This is a genomic window from Paraburkholderia azotifigens (genome assembly GCF_007995085.1).
GTDB classification, from domain to species: Bacteria; Pseudomonadota; Gammaproteobacteria; order Burkholderiales; family Burkholderiaceae; genus Paraburkholderia; species Paraburkholderia azotifigens.
The window spans coordinates 73,044-88,589 of sequence record NZ_VOQS01000003.1; the positions used below are offsets into that span (position 1 = coordinate 73,044).

10 protein-coding genes are annotated in these 15,546 nt (G+C 63.9%); 3 read left to right on the top strand and 7 right to left on the bottom strand.

Translation table 11 applies throughout. The features are described 5' to 3' along the window. Positions 1–10: 10 nt before the first annotated feature. The gene (locus FRZ40_RS17535) at positions 11–886 is read right to left on the bottom strand and encodes a LysR substrate-binding domain-containing protein (RefSeq protein ID WP_028364883.1); all 876 of its coding nucleotides are present in this window, start codon (positions 884–886) and stop codon (positions 11–13) included. Positions 887–1,154: 268 nt separating this feature from the next. Here FRZ40_RS17535 and FRZ40_RS17540 point away from each other — a divergent pair, with 268 nt between their 5' ends. The 3 genes from FRZ40_RS17540 to FRZ40_RS17550 are packed head-to-tail and all read left to right on the top strand — an operon-like array spanning position 1,155 to position 3,406. After that, positions 1,155–1,964, top strand: coding sequence for a transporter substrate-binding domain-containing protein (locus tag FRZ40_RS17540; protein ID WP_028364884.1), 810 nt, complete (start codon positions 1,155–1,157; stop codon positions 1,962–1,964). Positions 1,965–2,006: 42 nt separating this feature from the next. Continuing rightward, positions 2,007–2,753 carry an amino acid ABC transporter permease gene (locus tag FRZ40_RS17545; protein ID WP_147234976.1) on the top strand — a complete coding sequence of 249 codons (747 nt, stop codon included), beginning with the start codon at positions 2,007–2,009 and terminating at the stop codon, positions 2,751–2,753. After that, positions 2,750–3,406, top strand: a complete 657-nt coding sequence (locus FRZ40_RS17550; RefSeq protein ID WP_147234977.1) for an amino acid ABC transporter permease — start codon at positions 2,750–2,752, stop codon at positions 3,404–3,406. Before FRZ40_RS17545 ends, FRZ40_RS17550 begins: the two co-directional genes overlap by 4 nt. A gap of 746 nt (positions 3,407–4,152) precedes the next feature. Here FRZ40_RS17550 and FRZ40_RS17555 read toward each other — a convergent pair. From FRZ40_RS17555 to bcsZ, 6 genes are all read right to left on the bottom strand, one after another. After that, positions 4,153–5,106 (bottom strand): IS5 family transposase, encoded by a 954-nt coding sequence (locus tag FRZ40_RS17555; protein ID WP_147233004.1) that lies wholly within the window; start codon positions 5,104–5,106, stop codon positions 4,153–4,155. Between the two features lie 202 nt (positions 5,107–5,308). Then, on the bottom strand, positions 5,309–6,571 hold the full coding sequence (locus tag FRZ40_RS17560) for a c-type cytochrome (protein ID WP_147234978.1): 1,263 nt from the start codon (positions 6,569–6,571) through the stop codon (positions 5,309–5,311). A 13-nt stretch (positions 6,572–6,584) separates the two neighbouring features. Further along, a complete protein-coding gene (locus FRZ40_RS17565; RefSeq protein WP_147234979.1) occupies positions 6,585–8,831 on the bottom strand; it encodes a xanthine dehydrogenase family protein molybdopterin-binding subunit in 2,247 nt (748 codons plus the stop codon). A 1-nt stretch (position 8,832) separates the two neighbouring features. After that, positions 8,833–9,288, bottom strand: a complete 456-nt coding sequence (locus FRZ40_RS17570) for a (2Fe-2S)-binding protein (RefSeq protein ID WP_028364889.1) — start codon at positions 9,286–9,288, stop codon at positions 8,833–8,835. A gap of 342 nt (positions 9,289–9,630) precedes the next feature. Beyond that, positions 9,631–14,364 (bottom strand): cellulose synthase subunit BcsC-related outer membrane protein, encoded by a 4,734-nt coding sequence (locus FRZ40_RS17575; protein WP_147234980.1) that lies wholly within the window; start codon positions 14,362–14,364, stop codon positions 9,631–9,633. Beyond that, on the bottom strand, positions 14,337–15,545 hold the full coding sequence (gene bcsZ / locus FRZ40_RS17580; RefSeq protein WP_147234981.1) for a cellulose synthase complex periplasmic endoglucanase BcsZ: 1,209 nt from the start codon (positions 15,543–15,545) through the stop codon (positions 14,337–14,339). The genes FRZ40_RS17575 and bcsZ overlap by 28 nt, the downstream gene beginning before the upstream one ends. Between the last annotated feature and the right edge of the window lies 1 nt (position 15,546).

A 15,546-nucleotide genomic window follows, 5' to 3' on the forward strand; every position in this document is an offset into this window, starting at 1 on the left:
GCACGCGCGCTCACGCGGCCCAGTTGCCGTCGATCCAGTCGCGAAACAGATTGACCTTCTGCTGATGCGCGACGCTGTCGGGATACACGAAGTAGTAGCGGGCGCCCGTCGTCAGAACGGTATCGAACGGACGCACGAGCCGTTGCGCCGCGACGTCCTCTTCGATCAGCGCGAGATCGCTGATCGCCACGCCGAACCCCTGCAACGCTGCGTTCGTCGCGAGATCGAGCGTGTCGAAGCTCGGGCCGAGATTCGCATCGACGTCGCGCGCGTCGACGTAATCGAGCCACATTTTCCAGTCGCGATGATCGCGCGTCGGATGCAGCAGCGTGTGGCGTGCGAGATCGGCGGGCTTCGCAAGCGGCTTGTCCTGCACCAGCTGCGGCGCGCACACTGGCGTGAGGCGCTCCTCGAAGAGCGGCACCGCCTGCACGTCCGCGCCCGCCGACGTGCCATAGACGATCGCGGCATCGAACGGCTCGACCTGGAAGTCGACGTCGTGCTGCCACGTGGTCGTGATCTGCACGTGCAGGTCCGGATAGTCGGCCTGGAACTGCATGATTTTGGGCAGCATCCAGCGCATCACGCAGGTCGGCACCTTTAGCGCGAGATCGGTGCGCTGGCGCGTGAGACGCAGCGAAATTTCTTCGATACGCGCGAAGCTCTCCTTGACGGCGGGCAGCAGCAGCTCGCCCTCCGCCGTCAACGTCAGGCCCTTTGCGTGCCGCTTGAAGAGCGGGAATTGATAGTAGTCTTCGAGCGCGAGAATCTGCCGGCTCACGGCGCCTTGCGTGAGACACAGGTGCTCGGCCGCGCGCGTGAAGCTGCGATGGCGCGCAACGGTCTCGAAGATCTGCAAGGCATTCAATGGCGGGAGTCGTCGCATGGGGTTCGCATGAACATTACATCAGGAAAATTCATCGCACGCGCATGCCATGCATTCAGGCGTGCGCGCGACACCACCCGAGCATACGCGATCCAAAATTCTCCGTACCGGTCTGGCATGCATAAAGCTCATACATGATTCGACCCGGGAGAACCCCTACAGCATGAGCGCCATGCATGGCTTCCATGCGCAGATTTCGATTGTTCGAGGTTTTTGGCAAACCTAGAGTGGCTGCACCGCAGTCCCAACATTGATAAAGGATGCACCGATGACCACCGCCGCTTTTTCTCGCCGCCGCTTCTCGCGTGCATTCGCCGCGCTCGCTTTTGCGGGTGCCGCGCTGTCCGCTTTCGCCCCGCTCGCACATGCGGATGCGCTCGATACGATCACGAAGACGGGCGTCGTGCGCGTCGGCGTGTTCATGGACTATCCGCCGTTCGGCTCGATCGGTCCGGATATGAAGCCCCAAGGCTATGACATCGACGTCGCGAACCTGATCGGCAAGTCGCTCGGCGTCAAGGTCGAACTCGTGGCCGTGACGGGCGACAACCGCATGGCCTATCTCGCCGACCACAAGGCGGACATGCTGCTGTCGGTGGGCCAGACGCCCGAGCGCGAGAAGGTGATTGACTTCTCGCAGCCTTACGCGCCTTACTACCTCGCCGTGTTCGGTCCGAAGTCGCTGAAAGTGAAGGACGCGAACGATCTGGCGGGCAAGAGCATTTCGGTCGCGCGCGGCACGCTGGAGGACCTGAGCGTGACGAAGATCGCGCCGCCGTCGGCGAACATCAAACGTTTCGACGATCCGAACGGCGCTATTTCGGCGTTTCTTTCTGGTCAGGTACAGTTGATGGTAGTCGGCAACGATGTGGGTGCGACGATCCTCGCGCGCCATCCTGCCAACGATCCCGAGCAGAAGTTCTCGCTGTTCAGTTCGCCCGATCATGTCGGCCTGAACAAGAACGAGCCGCGTCTCCTGAAGAAAGTCGACGACACCATCGCGCGCGCCCGCAAGGACGGCACGATGAACTCGATTTCGCAGAAGTGGCTGCGCGCACCGCTGCCGGAAAACCTTTAAGCCCTTTCTTCGATCACCCGATGTCACGATGAGCCGCATACGATGAGTTACACGTTCGATTTCAGCAGTTTCGACATGTATGCGGGGATGCTCGTGCGTGGCGTCGGCGTGACGCTCGGGCTGACAGCCGTATCGACCTTGCTCGGCGGGCTGGTGGGCATTGCGGGCGCGGTGGTGGCCGCGTCCGGGCCGAAATGGGCGCGCTGGCTGATCGCCTCTTATGTCGAAGTGATCCGCAACACGCCTTTCCTCGTGCAGCTGTTCTTCGTGTTCTTCGGGCTGCCGAGCCTCGGCATTCGCATCGACGAAATCCAGGCGGCGATTCTCGCGATGACGGTCAACCTCGGCGCGTACGCCATCGAGATCGTGCGGGCGGGTATCGATTCGATTCCGCGCGGTCAGGTCCAGGCGGCGCAGGCGCTGGGCTTGCAGGGACGTCAGGTGTTCCGGCATGTCGTGTTGCCGCAGGCGATTGCCAATGTATTCCCTGCGCTGTTGAGCCAGGTGTTGATCGTAATGCTCGGCTCCGCCGTCGTGTCGCAGATCTCCGTGCCCGACCTGACTTACGCGGCGAACTATATCCAGTCGCGCAACTTCCGCTCGTTCGAGGCGTACGTGATCATTACGGCGACGTATCTGGTGTTGTCGATCGTCTTGCGGCAGGTGTTGAACCGGCTTGGCAAAGGACTCTTCGCGGGACGCGCGGCGCGTTCCGCCGGCACGTCCAGGCGTTCGGTTTTCTCATTGCGTAGCGCGCGCGCTGCATCGACGACGGAGCGCTCGTCATGATCGAATTCACGCTCTGGGACATTGCGCGCAATCTGTTGCTTGCGGCGCGCTGGACTGTGTTGCTGTCGGTGATTGCGTTTGTCGGCGGTGGCGTGGTGGGCTTGCTGTTGCTCGCGATGCGAGTGTCGCCTTTGCCCTGGCTGCGGCGCGTAGTCGTGCTGTACGTCGAGTTGTTTCAGGGCACGCCTTTGCTGATGCAGCTGTTTCTTGCGTTCTTTGGCTTGCCGTTGATGGGCATCGATGTGTCGCCCTGGGTTGCGGCGACTGTCACGCTGACGCTTTACACGAGTGCGTATCTCGCCGATATCTGGCGAGGGTGTGTAGAAGCGGTTCCGCGCGGGCAGTGGGCTGCGGGCGCGAGTCTTGGGATGACGTTTGGGCAGCAATTGCGGTTTATTGTCTGGCCGCAGGCCTTGAAGATTGCTGTTGCTCCTACTGTTGGTTTCCTTGTGCAGGTTGTGAAGAGTACTGCTCTCACTTCAATCATTGGGTTCACCGAGCTTACCAAGACCGGGACCATGATTACTAATGCTGCCTTTCGGCCGTTTCCTATCTATGGAATGGTCGCGGTTTTGTACTTTGCGATGTGTTTTCCGCTTACCTGGTGGGCTCGGGTTTTGGAGCGTAAGCATAAGGTAACGCAGCATCGTTGAGATTTCTTTTGTCTGCGACGCTATTTTTTTTTCGCTGGCGTCCGCGTTTTGCTTTCTGTACTTCAGGCGTTGCCCCTGTGCGGGGCGGCACCTACTTTTCTTTGCAGCGGCAAAGAAAAGTAGGCAAAAGAAAGCCGCTCACACCGCTAATCCTTCTTCCTGCCTGCGGGCCCCCGGCGGGTCCCGCACTCCACACGGCAACGCATTTTTCCACGCGTGTTGCCAGTGCCTTTAACCGGCGCATCACCCTCTCCAGTCACCCGTAGCGCAGCCAGCGGCAGCGAATGGTCTGCGCCGCCCAGGTGGCAAACTGTGTGTAGCTTGTCGCACCTTACGCGTTCTCGCTTCTACGACACCGATCCCGCTTTTCAGTCCGGAGTGGTGCACGTCGATCGCGACGGCCTACACACCGTTTGCCACCTGGGCGGCTGTGGACTTTCTGGTAAAGCGAAACGTGACGCGGGAAGGTGAAGTGGGTGAGGCGTGAGTTAGTACGTTGGCAACGGGCAAAGGACAGTGCGATGCCGCCTGGAGTGCGGGACCCGTGGGGGCCCGCAGGCAACAACTAGCACTGGCGGTGTTAGCCCGCTTTCTTTGCTTAGGAAGGTCTGAACAACCCGTTTTCTGCCTGGGATCTCTAACTGGCACGCGCGGAGTGGAATTCGCGTCCCCATTCACGCTGTGTTGAACCGATGCCGGTCGCATCTTGCGCATGGACGCTGCGCCTTTGGGGGCGTCTTCGCCCTTCATTTCGCTTTACCGAGCACCCCGCGAGCCAACCAGAGATTGATCAGCGCGAACTGCGTTTCGATCTGCGCCGTGTTCTTCGCCATGCCTCGATACCGCGCCTTCAGATAGCCGAACTGACATTTGAGCACCCGAAACGGGTGCTCAACCTTCGCCCGCACGCCCGCCTTGAGCCGCTCGACTTTCTCGTAGATTCTGTCGAGCCGCTTGCTTTTGTCCAGCTTTCTTCGCTTGCTCGGCCTCATCGCCACGTGCCACTGGACCGCCCCCGTTTCGCCTCGCTTCTCGATGCCCACGTAGCCCGCATCGGCAAACGCAACCTCCTCGTCGCCGTGCAACAGTTCATGCGCCACCGTGATGTCGTGAACATTTGCCGGCGTGCACTTGACGGTATGCACCAGCCCCGACTCCACATCGACTCCGATGTGCGCCTTCATACCGAAGTACCAGCTGCCGCCCTTTTGCGTCTGGCTCATCTCCGGGTCTCGCGTGCCAGCCTTCTTCGTCGAACTGGGTGCCGAAATCAGCGTTGCGTCGACCGCCGAGCCCGCCTTGAGCATCAGGCCCTTCGCCTGCAGGATCTCGTTGACCGTCGCCAGCATTCTGGCCGACAGCTCATGGGCCTCAAGCAGGTGCCGGAATCGCAGGATCGTGCTCTCGTCAGGCAGGCGCGTCATGCCCGTGCCCAGCAGCGCGAACTCCCGGTACAGCGGGATGTCGTGCAGCGCCTCCTCCATCGCCGGGTCCGAGAGGCTGAACCATTGTTGCATGAAGTGAATGCGAAGCATCGTCTGGATCGGAAAAGGCGGGCGGCCAGTCTTGCCTTTCGGATAGTGCGGTTCGATGAGCGCAATCAGCTTCTGCCACGGCACCACGCGCGTCATCTCATCGAGAAACTCGCGCTTGCGGGTGCGCTTCGTCGACAGATCCAGACCAAGACCAAGTTGTGTCATCACGCCACTCCATGAAGTCTCCTGATCCCAGGATAGTCCAAGCTCACGTCAATGCCAGGACTTTTGCAGAGATTCCCTTACTTTCTTTGCGGCGGCAAAGAAAGTAAGTGCCGCCCCGCACAGGGGCAACGCAAGAAGTACAGAAAGCAAAACGCGGACGCCAGCGAAAAAAAAAATCGCATGGCGTCGCAGACAAAAAACACTACTTAACGGCAACCTTCCTGATCTTGCCCACCTCACCAGCGCCGACAGCAGGCGCCCCATTCCCCCATCCAGAACGGATAAACGAAACCACATCAGCGACCTGCTGATCACTCAGCACAGAAGCATACTTAGGCATAGGATAAGCCGCCGGAATCCCCCCAATCACGAGATCTTCAGTGCCATTCAACGTCACGTTGATCAAAGAACTCGGATCCTTCTCCAAAACGTTAGGATTACCAGCAAGCGGCGCAAGCATAGGCGCGAACCCGCGCCCATCGACCCCATGGCAATGCATGCAATACGCCGTATAAACCCGTGCCCCGGCATCGTTGGCAGGCCGCGTCAACGACACCTTCGTCGCCTTCGCGTCATACGCATAAGCCGCGCCGCCAGACCCGCCCGCCGACGGCAGTGACTTCAGATAACGCGACATCGCCGCAACGTCGGCATCCGTCATCGCCTGCGTGCTGTTGTTGATCACGCTCGCCATCGCACCGAATGCCGACGCATGCTGGTTCGCACCCGTCTTCAGAAACTGCGCGACGTCGGCTTCCGACCAGCGGCCCAGGCCGACGTTGTGCTCGCCCGTCAAATTCGACGCGAACCAGTTGTCGAGCAAACCGCCCGTCAAGAACGCACTGCCGCTTTCGTCGAGCGCCTTCTCCTGGAACGCGACGCCGCGCGGCGTATGACACGAGCCGCAGTGCCCAAGCCCCTGAATCAGGTATGCGCCGCGATTCCATGCGACGTCCTTGCCCGGCTTGTCCCGGTACACGCCCTTGTCGAGAAAGACCATGTTCCAGAACTTCACCGGCCACCGCATGTTCAGCGGCCATTTGATGTCCGACTCGCGGTTCGCCTGCTTCACAGGCGTCACGCCGTTCATGAAGTACGCGTAAAGCGCATGCATGTCGTCGTCGTTGACCTTCGCGTACGACGGATACGGCATCGCCGGATACAGGTTGTGGCCGTCCTTCGCGACGCCTTCGCGCATCGCGCGTTTGAAGTCGTCCTCGCTGTACTCGCCGATGCCCGTCTGCGCATCCGGCGTGATGTTGGTCGAGTAGATCGCGCCCATCGGCGTCGTCATCGGCAGGCCGCCCGCGAACGGCTTGCCATGCGGCGCGGTATGGCACGCGATGCAGTCGCCCGCCTTCGCCAGATATTCGCCGCGCTTGACGAGCGCATCGTCGGCGGCGTGCGCGTATAGCGGCAGCGCAAGCGCGGCGCACAGAGCCCAAGCCTTCCATGTCGTGTTCATCGCCGGCCTCCCCTTATGCGCTCATCAATTGATTGCCGACGGGCAACTGCCGCAGGCGCTTGCCCGTCGCCGCGTAGATCGCGTTGGCGACGGCGGGAATGGCAGCCGCCGTACCCGGCTCGCCGATGCCGCCCGGCGCCTCGCTGCTCTTGACGATATGCACGTCGATCGGCGGCGTCTCGTGGATGCGCAATATCCGGTAGTCGGTGAAATTGGTCTGCTGCACGCGGCCGCGATCGATCGTGATCTCGCCGTACAGCGCCGCCGTGATCGCGAAGATGATGCCGCCCGAGATTTGCGCCTCGACGGTATTCGGATTGACGACCATGCCGCAATCGACGGCGCACACCACGCGCGTCACGCGCACCTCGCCCTGATCGACGGCGACGTCGGCGACCATCGAAAAAAAGCTGCCGAACGCATGCATCACCGACACGCCGCGCCCCTGGCCCTTCGGCACCGCGTTGCCCCAGCCCGCCGCCTGCGTCGCAACGTTCAGCACGTTCAGCGCGCGCGGCGACTTGCCGAGCAGATCGCGCCGATACTTGACGGGATCGACCTTGGCCTGCACCGCGAGTTCGTCGATGAAGCTCTCGACAACCCACGTGCCGCGCGTCGGCCCGACGCCGCGCCAGAATGCCGTCGGGATGTCGCGCGGCTCCTGACGCACGTAATCGATCAACTGGTTCGGCAGGTCGTACGGCAGATCGGCGGCCACTTCGACGGCATCGGGATCGACGCCGTTCTTGACGGCGGGCGGCGCGAACCGCGCGAGAATCGACGAGCCGACGATCCTGTGCTGCCACGCAACCGGCTTGCCGTTCGCGTCGAGCCCGGCGGAAATCCTGTCGTAATAGGCGGGGCGAAACATGTCGTGCTGGATGTCTTCCTCGCGCGTCCACACCACCTTCACGGGCGCGTTCAGCTGTTTGGCCACCTTCGTCGCCTGCGTGACCATGTCGAATTCGAGCCGCCGCCCAAAGCCGCCGCCGAGCAGGAAGTTGTGCACGATGATCTTGTCGGCGGGCAGACCCGTGACCTTCGCGCCTGCATCGCGCGCGCGCGTCGGCACCTGCGTGCCGACCCAGATCTCGCAGCTGTCGGGCTTCACATGCACGGTGCAGTTGATCGGCTCCATCGTCGCGTGCGCGAGGAACGGCTGCTGATACACGGCATCGATACGCGTCTTCGCCTGCGAAAACGCGTTGTTCACGTCGCCTTCCTTGCGCGCGACGGCACCATTGCCTTGCGACGCCTTCGCCAGATCGTCGAAGATCGTCTTCGTCGACACCGTTGCGCCCGCACCTTCGTTCCACGTGATCTTCAACGCCGCCGCACCGCGTTTCGCGGCCCACGTGTGATCGCCGATCACGGCCACGCCGTTGTCGAACTTCACGATCTGCCGCACGCCGGGAATCTTCTTCGCGGCCGTGTCATCGACGCTCGCAAGTGTCCCGCCGAACACCGGGCAATTGACGATGGCCGCATAGACCATGTCGGGCAGACGCACATCGAGCCCGAAGATCGCGCTGCCATCCACCTTCTCCGGCGAATCGAGGCGCTTCGCCTGCGTGCCGATCAGCTTGAAGTCCTTCGGATCCTTGAGCGGCACGTTCTCGGGAACAGGCAGCTTCGCAGCCGCTTCGACGAGTTGTCCATACGCGATGCTGCGCTTCGTGCCGGCATGAATCACCTGGCCGTTTTCCGCGTGGCACGACGCGGGTTCGACCTGCCACTGCTGTGCAGCCGCGTTGATCAGCAGCACGCGCGTGGTCGCGCCTGCGCGGCGCATCGGTTCCCACGCATAGCGGATCGACGTCGAGCCGCCCGTCAGCTGGCCGCCGAGCAGCGGATCCGTGAAGCGCTTTTCGTCGGGTGGCGCGTGATCGACCGTCACGCTGTCGAGCGGGACTTCGAGTTCTTCCGCGATCAGCATCGGGATCGACGTGTACACGCCCTGCCCCATCTCGACCTTCGGGATGATCAGCGTGACCTTGCCTGCCGTGTCGATCTGCACGAACGCGTTGGGCGCGAACACGCCGTTCTGCGGCGTCTCCACGCCGTCCCCGCCGATCACCGTCTTGCGTACGTCGCCCTGGCTGCGCGCGGGAAAGCTGAAGCCGAGCATGAGCCCGCCGCCTGCTACCGCCGCGACGCTTGCACTGAACTTCAGAAATGTGCGGCGCGAGAGAGCGGCATGAGCGGGCTGACCGTCATCGCGCGGCTTGCCGTTTTGTGCATCGAGCAATCCTTGCGACATGTCACGCCTCCTTCGCCGCCTGCTTCACGGCAGCGCGGATGCGGTTGTACGTGCCGCAGCGGCAGATGTTGCCCGCCATGGCTGCGTCGATGTCGGCGTCGCTCGGATTCGGGTTCTGCGACAGCAGCGACGCCGCCTGCATCACCTGACCGGACTGGCAGTAGCCGCATTGCACGACGTCGATGTGCCGCCACGCGGCCTGTACTTTCTTCCCGGCAGGCGTATCGCCGACAGCCTCGATCGTCGTGATCTTCTTGTCGCCGACGGCCGCGATGGGCAGCACGCAAGAGCGCACGGCGACACCGTCCAGATGCACGGTGCATGCGCCGCACTGCGCGATGCCGCAGCCGAACTTCGTTCCCGTGAGACCGACGATATCGCGCAGCACCCAGAGCACGGGCATGTCGGGCGGCGCGTCGACCGTGTGAGACTGACCGTTGATGTTCAGCGTTGTCATGAGCGATTCCGTAAGTGGAGTTTTTTATCCGCCGACGTCGAATAAAAGCCGGTCGACAACCGTTCTTTGTTAGACGTGACGCGCTAATCGTGCGAGCCCGACAAGTGCATACGCACCGCATGCACAGGTTGCGCATGCATCGGGAAATCGGTCAGCCGATTGTAGAGGCACGTTAAAAAACGTGCGTGCGAAGTGTCGGAAGCGGGCCGGAAGCAGGCCGGAAGCGGGTCGGAAGCGGACCGGAAGCGGGGACGCCCATATGCGCGGACGCACAGGCAGGAAGGCGGAACGGCAAAGGAAGAAGCAACGCGGCGACGCATTGCTTCTTCGAGGGCTAACGCACTACTCGTTCACGGGCAGATACTGCGAACGCAGCGACGTAGGCGGGAAAATCGCGAGACCCGTCTGCTTCGTGAACGCGTAACGCACATACACCGCCGCGACGAACTCGCGGTATTCGTACGCGTTGCCGAACGACGCCGCGGCGCCCACGGCCAGTTGTGGCGCCAGTTGATATTCGCCGACGGCATCGATCGAATAGGACACGCCCGTCTTGCTCTGGCCGGGATAGACAGCATTGGTGTCGGGCACGGGCTGTTTGGCGCTGGCGAAGCGCGAGGCGGCGCTGCTCTGCAAGCTCGGATCGAGTGGGAAATAAGGCGAATCGTCCTGCCGGTAATGCTGCACGCCAATCGATGCCTTCAGGTCGTAGGTGAACGGACCATTGCGCCCCGTCCATTCGATCGGCAGATTCAGGATCGCGTACTGCTGCGGACTGAAGTAGCCGCCCTGCCCGTACGTAAAGTACGAGAGGTTCCTGTTGTAGTGCATCAGCGTCGTGTTCACGCCGACCGTGAAGGTCTGGTCGGCGTCCTTGTACAGCCGCGTGTACACGCCGCCGCCGCCCTTGACCGAGTTGTTCGACGCGACGTGATGGCCGTCGTAGTAGTCCCACGCCGCATTCGCGTACAGGCCGTTGGTGCCGTCGTCCCAGCCGACATCGGCGCGCAAGCCGTTCGACGTCACGCCGCCCCATTCGAGGTTCGCCAGCTGGTCCCGCGCGCCTGCATAGGACAGCAGGCTGTCCGTCACGGCCCGGCGCCCCGCCGTCAGCCTGTAGGACACCTTGTCGGTCAACCCGCCCTTGTACTGCACGCCGCCGACGAGATTCTGCTCGCGAAAGCCGAACGGCGTCGCGCCAACATCCGTTTTCAGGCCTCGATATTCATAACCGACGCCCACGCCGACACCCGTCGCCGTCTGCGAGCCGTATGGGTTGCTCGTCTGGTCGGTTTGCGCCGAGCCAAAGCGGGCGATCGTGTTCGAACTGTTGCTCGCCGTACCCGCATCGAGCGTGACGGGCGTGACCTCGACGCTCACGTGGCCATCGCCCGCACGAATGCGGCCTTGCAGCGGCGCTTCGATGTCGGTCAGATTCGACAGTCCGTTCTCGCCGTCGCGGTTACGAAACTGGATGCCGCCGCTCACCGTGCTCGACTGCTCGCGGTTGATCTGCGCGAGTTCTTCTTCGACGGTCAAAGGCTGCTGCTGCGCCGGCTGCGGATATTGCCGGCTCTGTTCGTCCTGCAGTTGCGCGTTGCGCGTCGGATACGGCGCGGGCGGCTGCGGAACGTACGGTACGAGGCCGTAGCCCTGGTTCGTGTAGTTCTGCGGATACGGCTGTTGGGGATACGGCTGTTGCTGATACGGCTGTTGCTGATACGGCTGTTGCTGATACGGCTGTTGCTGATACGGCTGTTGCTGATACGGCTGCGGCTGATAACCCTGCTGCGGATATGCCTGCTGCGCATATGCGCGCTGCGGCTGCGGATACTGTTGCGGATAAGCCTGCTGCTGCGGATAAGGATAAGGATAAGCACCCTGCGCATAACCGCCTTGCTGCTGCGGATACGCGGCCGCGTTGTTAGTCGTCGTCTTCGCGTTCTTCGACGTGCGCTTCCTCGATGACGGCTGCACGTTCATCTGCTGCTGCGTCGCCTGCGCCTGTGCGGCGGCCTGCGCCTGCGGCGACATCGGCCAGGGCGTGCTCACGTAGGCATCGTCCCGTTGTGCGTACGCCGGTTGCTGATACGGCTGCGCGGGCGCCTGCTGCGGATATGGCTGTGGATACTGGGGCCGATAAGACTGCGCATCACCCTGCGCCGGATACGCCTGCCCTGGGGCAAGCCCGCCGCCCGACTGCGAAGACCCATATTGATCGGGGCCGTAGCCGTCCGCATCGGATGCCGTCTCGCGTTGACCCGATGCCGCTTGCGGCGCGAGCACGCCGAGCGAATTGATCTGCATGGCCGGTTGCATTGGCGGCTGCGGCGCGACGTAAGGCGCATAAGGCGCGGTTGCCGGCTGCGTCGGCGGAGTATAGGCAGGCATGGCTGGCATCGGATACGGTTGGGCGTTCTGCGCCGGGAAAGACACACTGTTCGAAGCATCCGCCGACGTCCGGTTAGCAAACGGGTTCGTGCCCGGCAGCGGAATCGGACCTCTCGAACGCAGCGGTACGTCCCAGCCGCTCGGCACGGGCTGTCCGTTCGCGCCCGCCGTCTGCGCGCCGGGACGCGCGAGCGGCGCGTTCTGCGCAATCAGCGCCCGCTGAAAGTACTGCGCGGCCAGACTGTTGCGCCCCTGCGCACGATACATGCGGCCCATCGCGGCGAGTCCGTCGGCATTGTTCGGCGCGATGCGCAACGCCTGCTTCAGCGTCGACTCGGCGAAATCGAACTTGCGGATCTGCGTCGCCGCGCCTGCCGCGTTCAGCAGCAGGCCAGGATCAGTCGGATTCTGCGCAAGCGCGAGGCGATACGTTGCCAGCGCGTTCGCGTTGTCGTTGTTCGCGGTGTACAGACGCGCGAGCGCCGCGAGAATGTCGGGATCGTTTGGCCGCGCGGCAAGCCACGGCGACAGCACGTCGAAGGCGCTTGCCAGATCGTTTGCCTGACGCAGCGCGTCCGTACGGCGCACGACGATCGCTACATTGATCTTCTCGAAGTCGCTGCGCTGCTGGCCCGCCAGTTGCATCGACGCAAGCCGCCGCATCACTTCGCCCAGTTCGGCGTCCTGCCCTGCGTTCAGCAGAATGCCAGCATCGGTGAGCAGCAGCCCCGCGTCGTTCGGCGCGCGCGCGACGGCGCTGCGCACCATCATCAACGCCCGCGCCGTGTCGCCCGTATTCACATACGCCGACGCAATCGCGCCGATCAGTTCCGCATTCGTGCCCGCGACCGGTTCCGCGTTCTGCAGCACGCCCCGTGCCTGCGCGACGCGCCCGCTCTTCGCGAGCGCCACGGCCTCGTCGCATTGCTGATGCACCCACAGCCGGTGCTGCAGCATCGCCATCTGGTCGGTGCGCTTATTAGCGGGAATATGCTCGAGTTGCGACAGGCCGTAGCGCCAGTCCTGCATGTCCGCGGCAAGCAAGGCGCTCGCGTAGTACGCGTCGGGCATGTCCGGATGCAGCGCGATCAGACCATCCATGATGCTCTTCGCATTCGCATACGCACCCTGCTTCGCGTAGATGCGCGCAAGGTCGAGGCGCAGCCACGGATCGTCGGGATTGCTCAGCAACGCGTCTTCGAACAGGCTGCGCGCATTGCCGAGATCGCCGCGCGCTTCGGCCGCGCGCGCCTGCGCCGCCTGTGCCTCGCCGCGCAGACGATCCGCGCCGCCCACTTTCTTGCGCTGCTCGTCCGTCAACTGGTTCGCGAAGCTGAGCGCCTCGTCGCCGCGCCCTTGCGCGGCGAGCGCGCCAACCAGCCCGCGGATCGCATCGGGATTGTCGGCCTGACGGCGCAGCGCCATGCGGAACGCCGCTTCCGCTCCTCGCGGGTCGCCGCTTTGCATCAGCAGATCGCCGAGCGCGGTTTGCGCCGTCACGTCGCCGGGACTGACAGCGATCGCTTTTTCGAACGATGCCTTCGCCTGCGTCAGATTGCCGTTGCTCTGCTCGCCGAGGCCTTCGCTCGTGTACATCCAGTAGGTCGCGCTGTTGAGCGCCTCGCGCCAGCGCGCCGCGCCGCCCTGCTGCGACGCGCGCAGCAGATACTCGCGCGCCTGCGCGAACTGCTCCTGCTTGAGCAGCGCGACGCCCATGCCGCCGAGCGCATCGCCGTCGTTCGGCGCACTGGAGAGCACCGACGAGAAGCGCGCTTTCGCCGTCACGAGATCGCCGCGATCGAGCGCCGCAAAGCCTTCCGCGACGGTGCGTCCGCGCGCGTCGGCACCCGCGTTCTGCTGCGCGCGCTCGCTGGCGCGGCGGTCCTGTTCCGCGATCGAATCGGCGCGCGCCTTGACAGCGGCATCGTCGGGCGCGACGGTCAGATAGGCCTGAAACAGCGGCGCATCCGATGCGCGCACGCCGAGCCACAGCAGCGCCTGACGCCACGCCGCTTTTGCCTGCGCGCCGACGACGGAATCCTTCGACAGCCGCGCCAGCTGCTCGATGCCCTCGCGCCGGTTTGCTTCGCGATAGGTCAGATGCTGCGCCCAGGCGAGCGCGAAGTGCGGATCGTCGCGATGCTCGCGCGCGAGCTGTTCGAGCCCGCGGCGTGCCTCTTCCCAGCCCTGCGGCGACGAACCGAGCGCCTGGTAATACTCGAGCGCGAGTTGCGGATTGTTCGGCGTCGGACCGAGCGCCTGCCGGTAAGCCTGTGCCGCCGACGCCTGCTGACCCGACTGCGCGAGCCGCCGCGCGTCGTTGACGGCCTGATCGGTCGGACTCGACTGGCCGAGACGGCGCGCGAGTTCATCGATGTTCGGATAGTTCGGCGCGGCCTGGCGCAGCCGCGCGAGGTATTGCTGCGCACCCGCGCCGTCCTTGCGGTCGGACATCACGATGCCCATCCCGTACAGCGCGTCGGGCTGCTTCGGATCGATGCGCAGCACCTTCAGCCACGCCTGCTCGGCGAGATCGCCACGCTTGTGAGACTGCCAGTACTTGCCCTGATCGATCAGGACGCTCATGGGATCGTTCGGCTGCGCCTGCGCGAATGCCGACGCCGCCGCGCCCGCGCCGAGCGTGAGCGCGACGCCGATTACGAGCGCGCGTTGGCGGATTGACATGTGTTCTCCCAACGCGGCACGAGACGGCCGTTTTCATCGAAGCGGTAGCGGCCGTCTGCGGACCCTGTACCGAAGAGCATCAACACCTCGTCGTAATAGACAGGCTGGTTTTGAGTGGATGGCGCGGCGCCTGGCGCGGGCGTCGCGAGCGAAGCCAGATGCGTTTGCGCGAGGCCTGCCGCGCGCGTGTCGCCGGACGCGCGGAAGTACGGCAGCAGCGCGCCCCAGAAGCCGATCGGACCTTCGCCCGTCGCATTGCCCGTGGTGGTCGCCACTTTCTCGGGCGGCACGCCTGTCTGCGCGATCCGGTCGCGCATGCCGTGCAGCGCGGCGAGCCAGGGCTTCGCAAGGGGATCGGCGGGTGCCGTGAGGCCCGCCCACAGATAGACGCGAATCGCGTCGTAGCTGCCGACATCGCCCTTTTGCGGATCGACCACGAACTGGCCGTCGCGATACGCGGCCCAGTCCGGCGCGAAGCCGAGCGGCGCGGTCGTCTTAACGAGCTTGTACGCATTGTCCGCGACGCGCGACCACGGCCCGTTCGGCGACTGCGCGGCGAGCGCGCGGATCAGCGGCAACGGCAGATAGCTCGGATTCAGTCGCGTCGTAGGGCCGTTGCGGAATCCTTGCGGACCGGGCAGCAGCATCGGACCGAGGCCAGGCAGATCGGCGACTTCCTGCTTCTCGATCTGCGTGACGAGCGCATACGCGAGCTTCGTGTAGGCGGGCTCATGCCACAGACGCCCTGCTTCGAACAGGTCATAGGCGATCCACACATCGGAATCGCCGGCCGAATTCGGGTCGATCACGCCATACGAGCCGTCCGGCTTCCTGCCCCATTGCCACGACGGCAGCTTCACGTCGTCGCCATCGAAACGCCCCGCCGACAGGTTCGAGCGCGTCCAGCGCAACAGGCGCTCGAAGGTCGCGCGGTCGTTGGCGACGAGCGCGAAGAACATGCCGTACGACTGGCCTTCGGACGTGGTCTGCTGCGTGGGCGTCGAGAAATCGACGACGCGTCCGTCCTGCTGCACGAAGCGCGAAACGAACGCACGATACGCGGGCCAGTCGTCGCAGGTCGCGGCCTGCGCACGCTCCGTCATGCCCACGACGAAACCCGCGCACGCCAGCGCCGCCGCGAGCGGCACGCGCAATGAACGAAGAGAAAGCGCCGCCCGCATG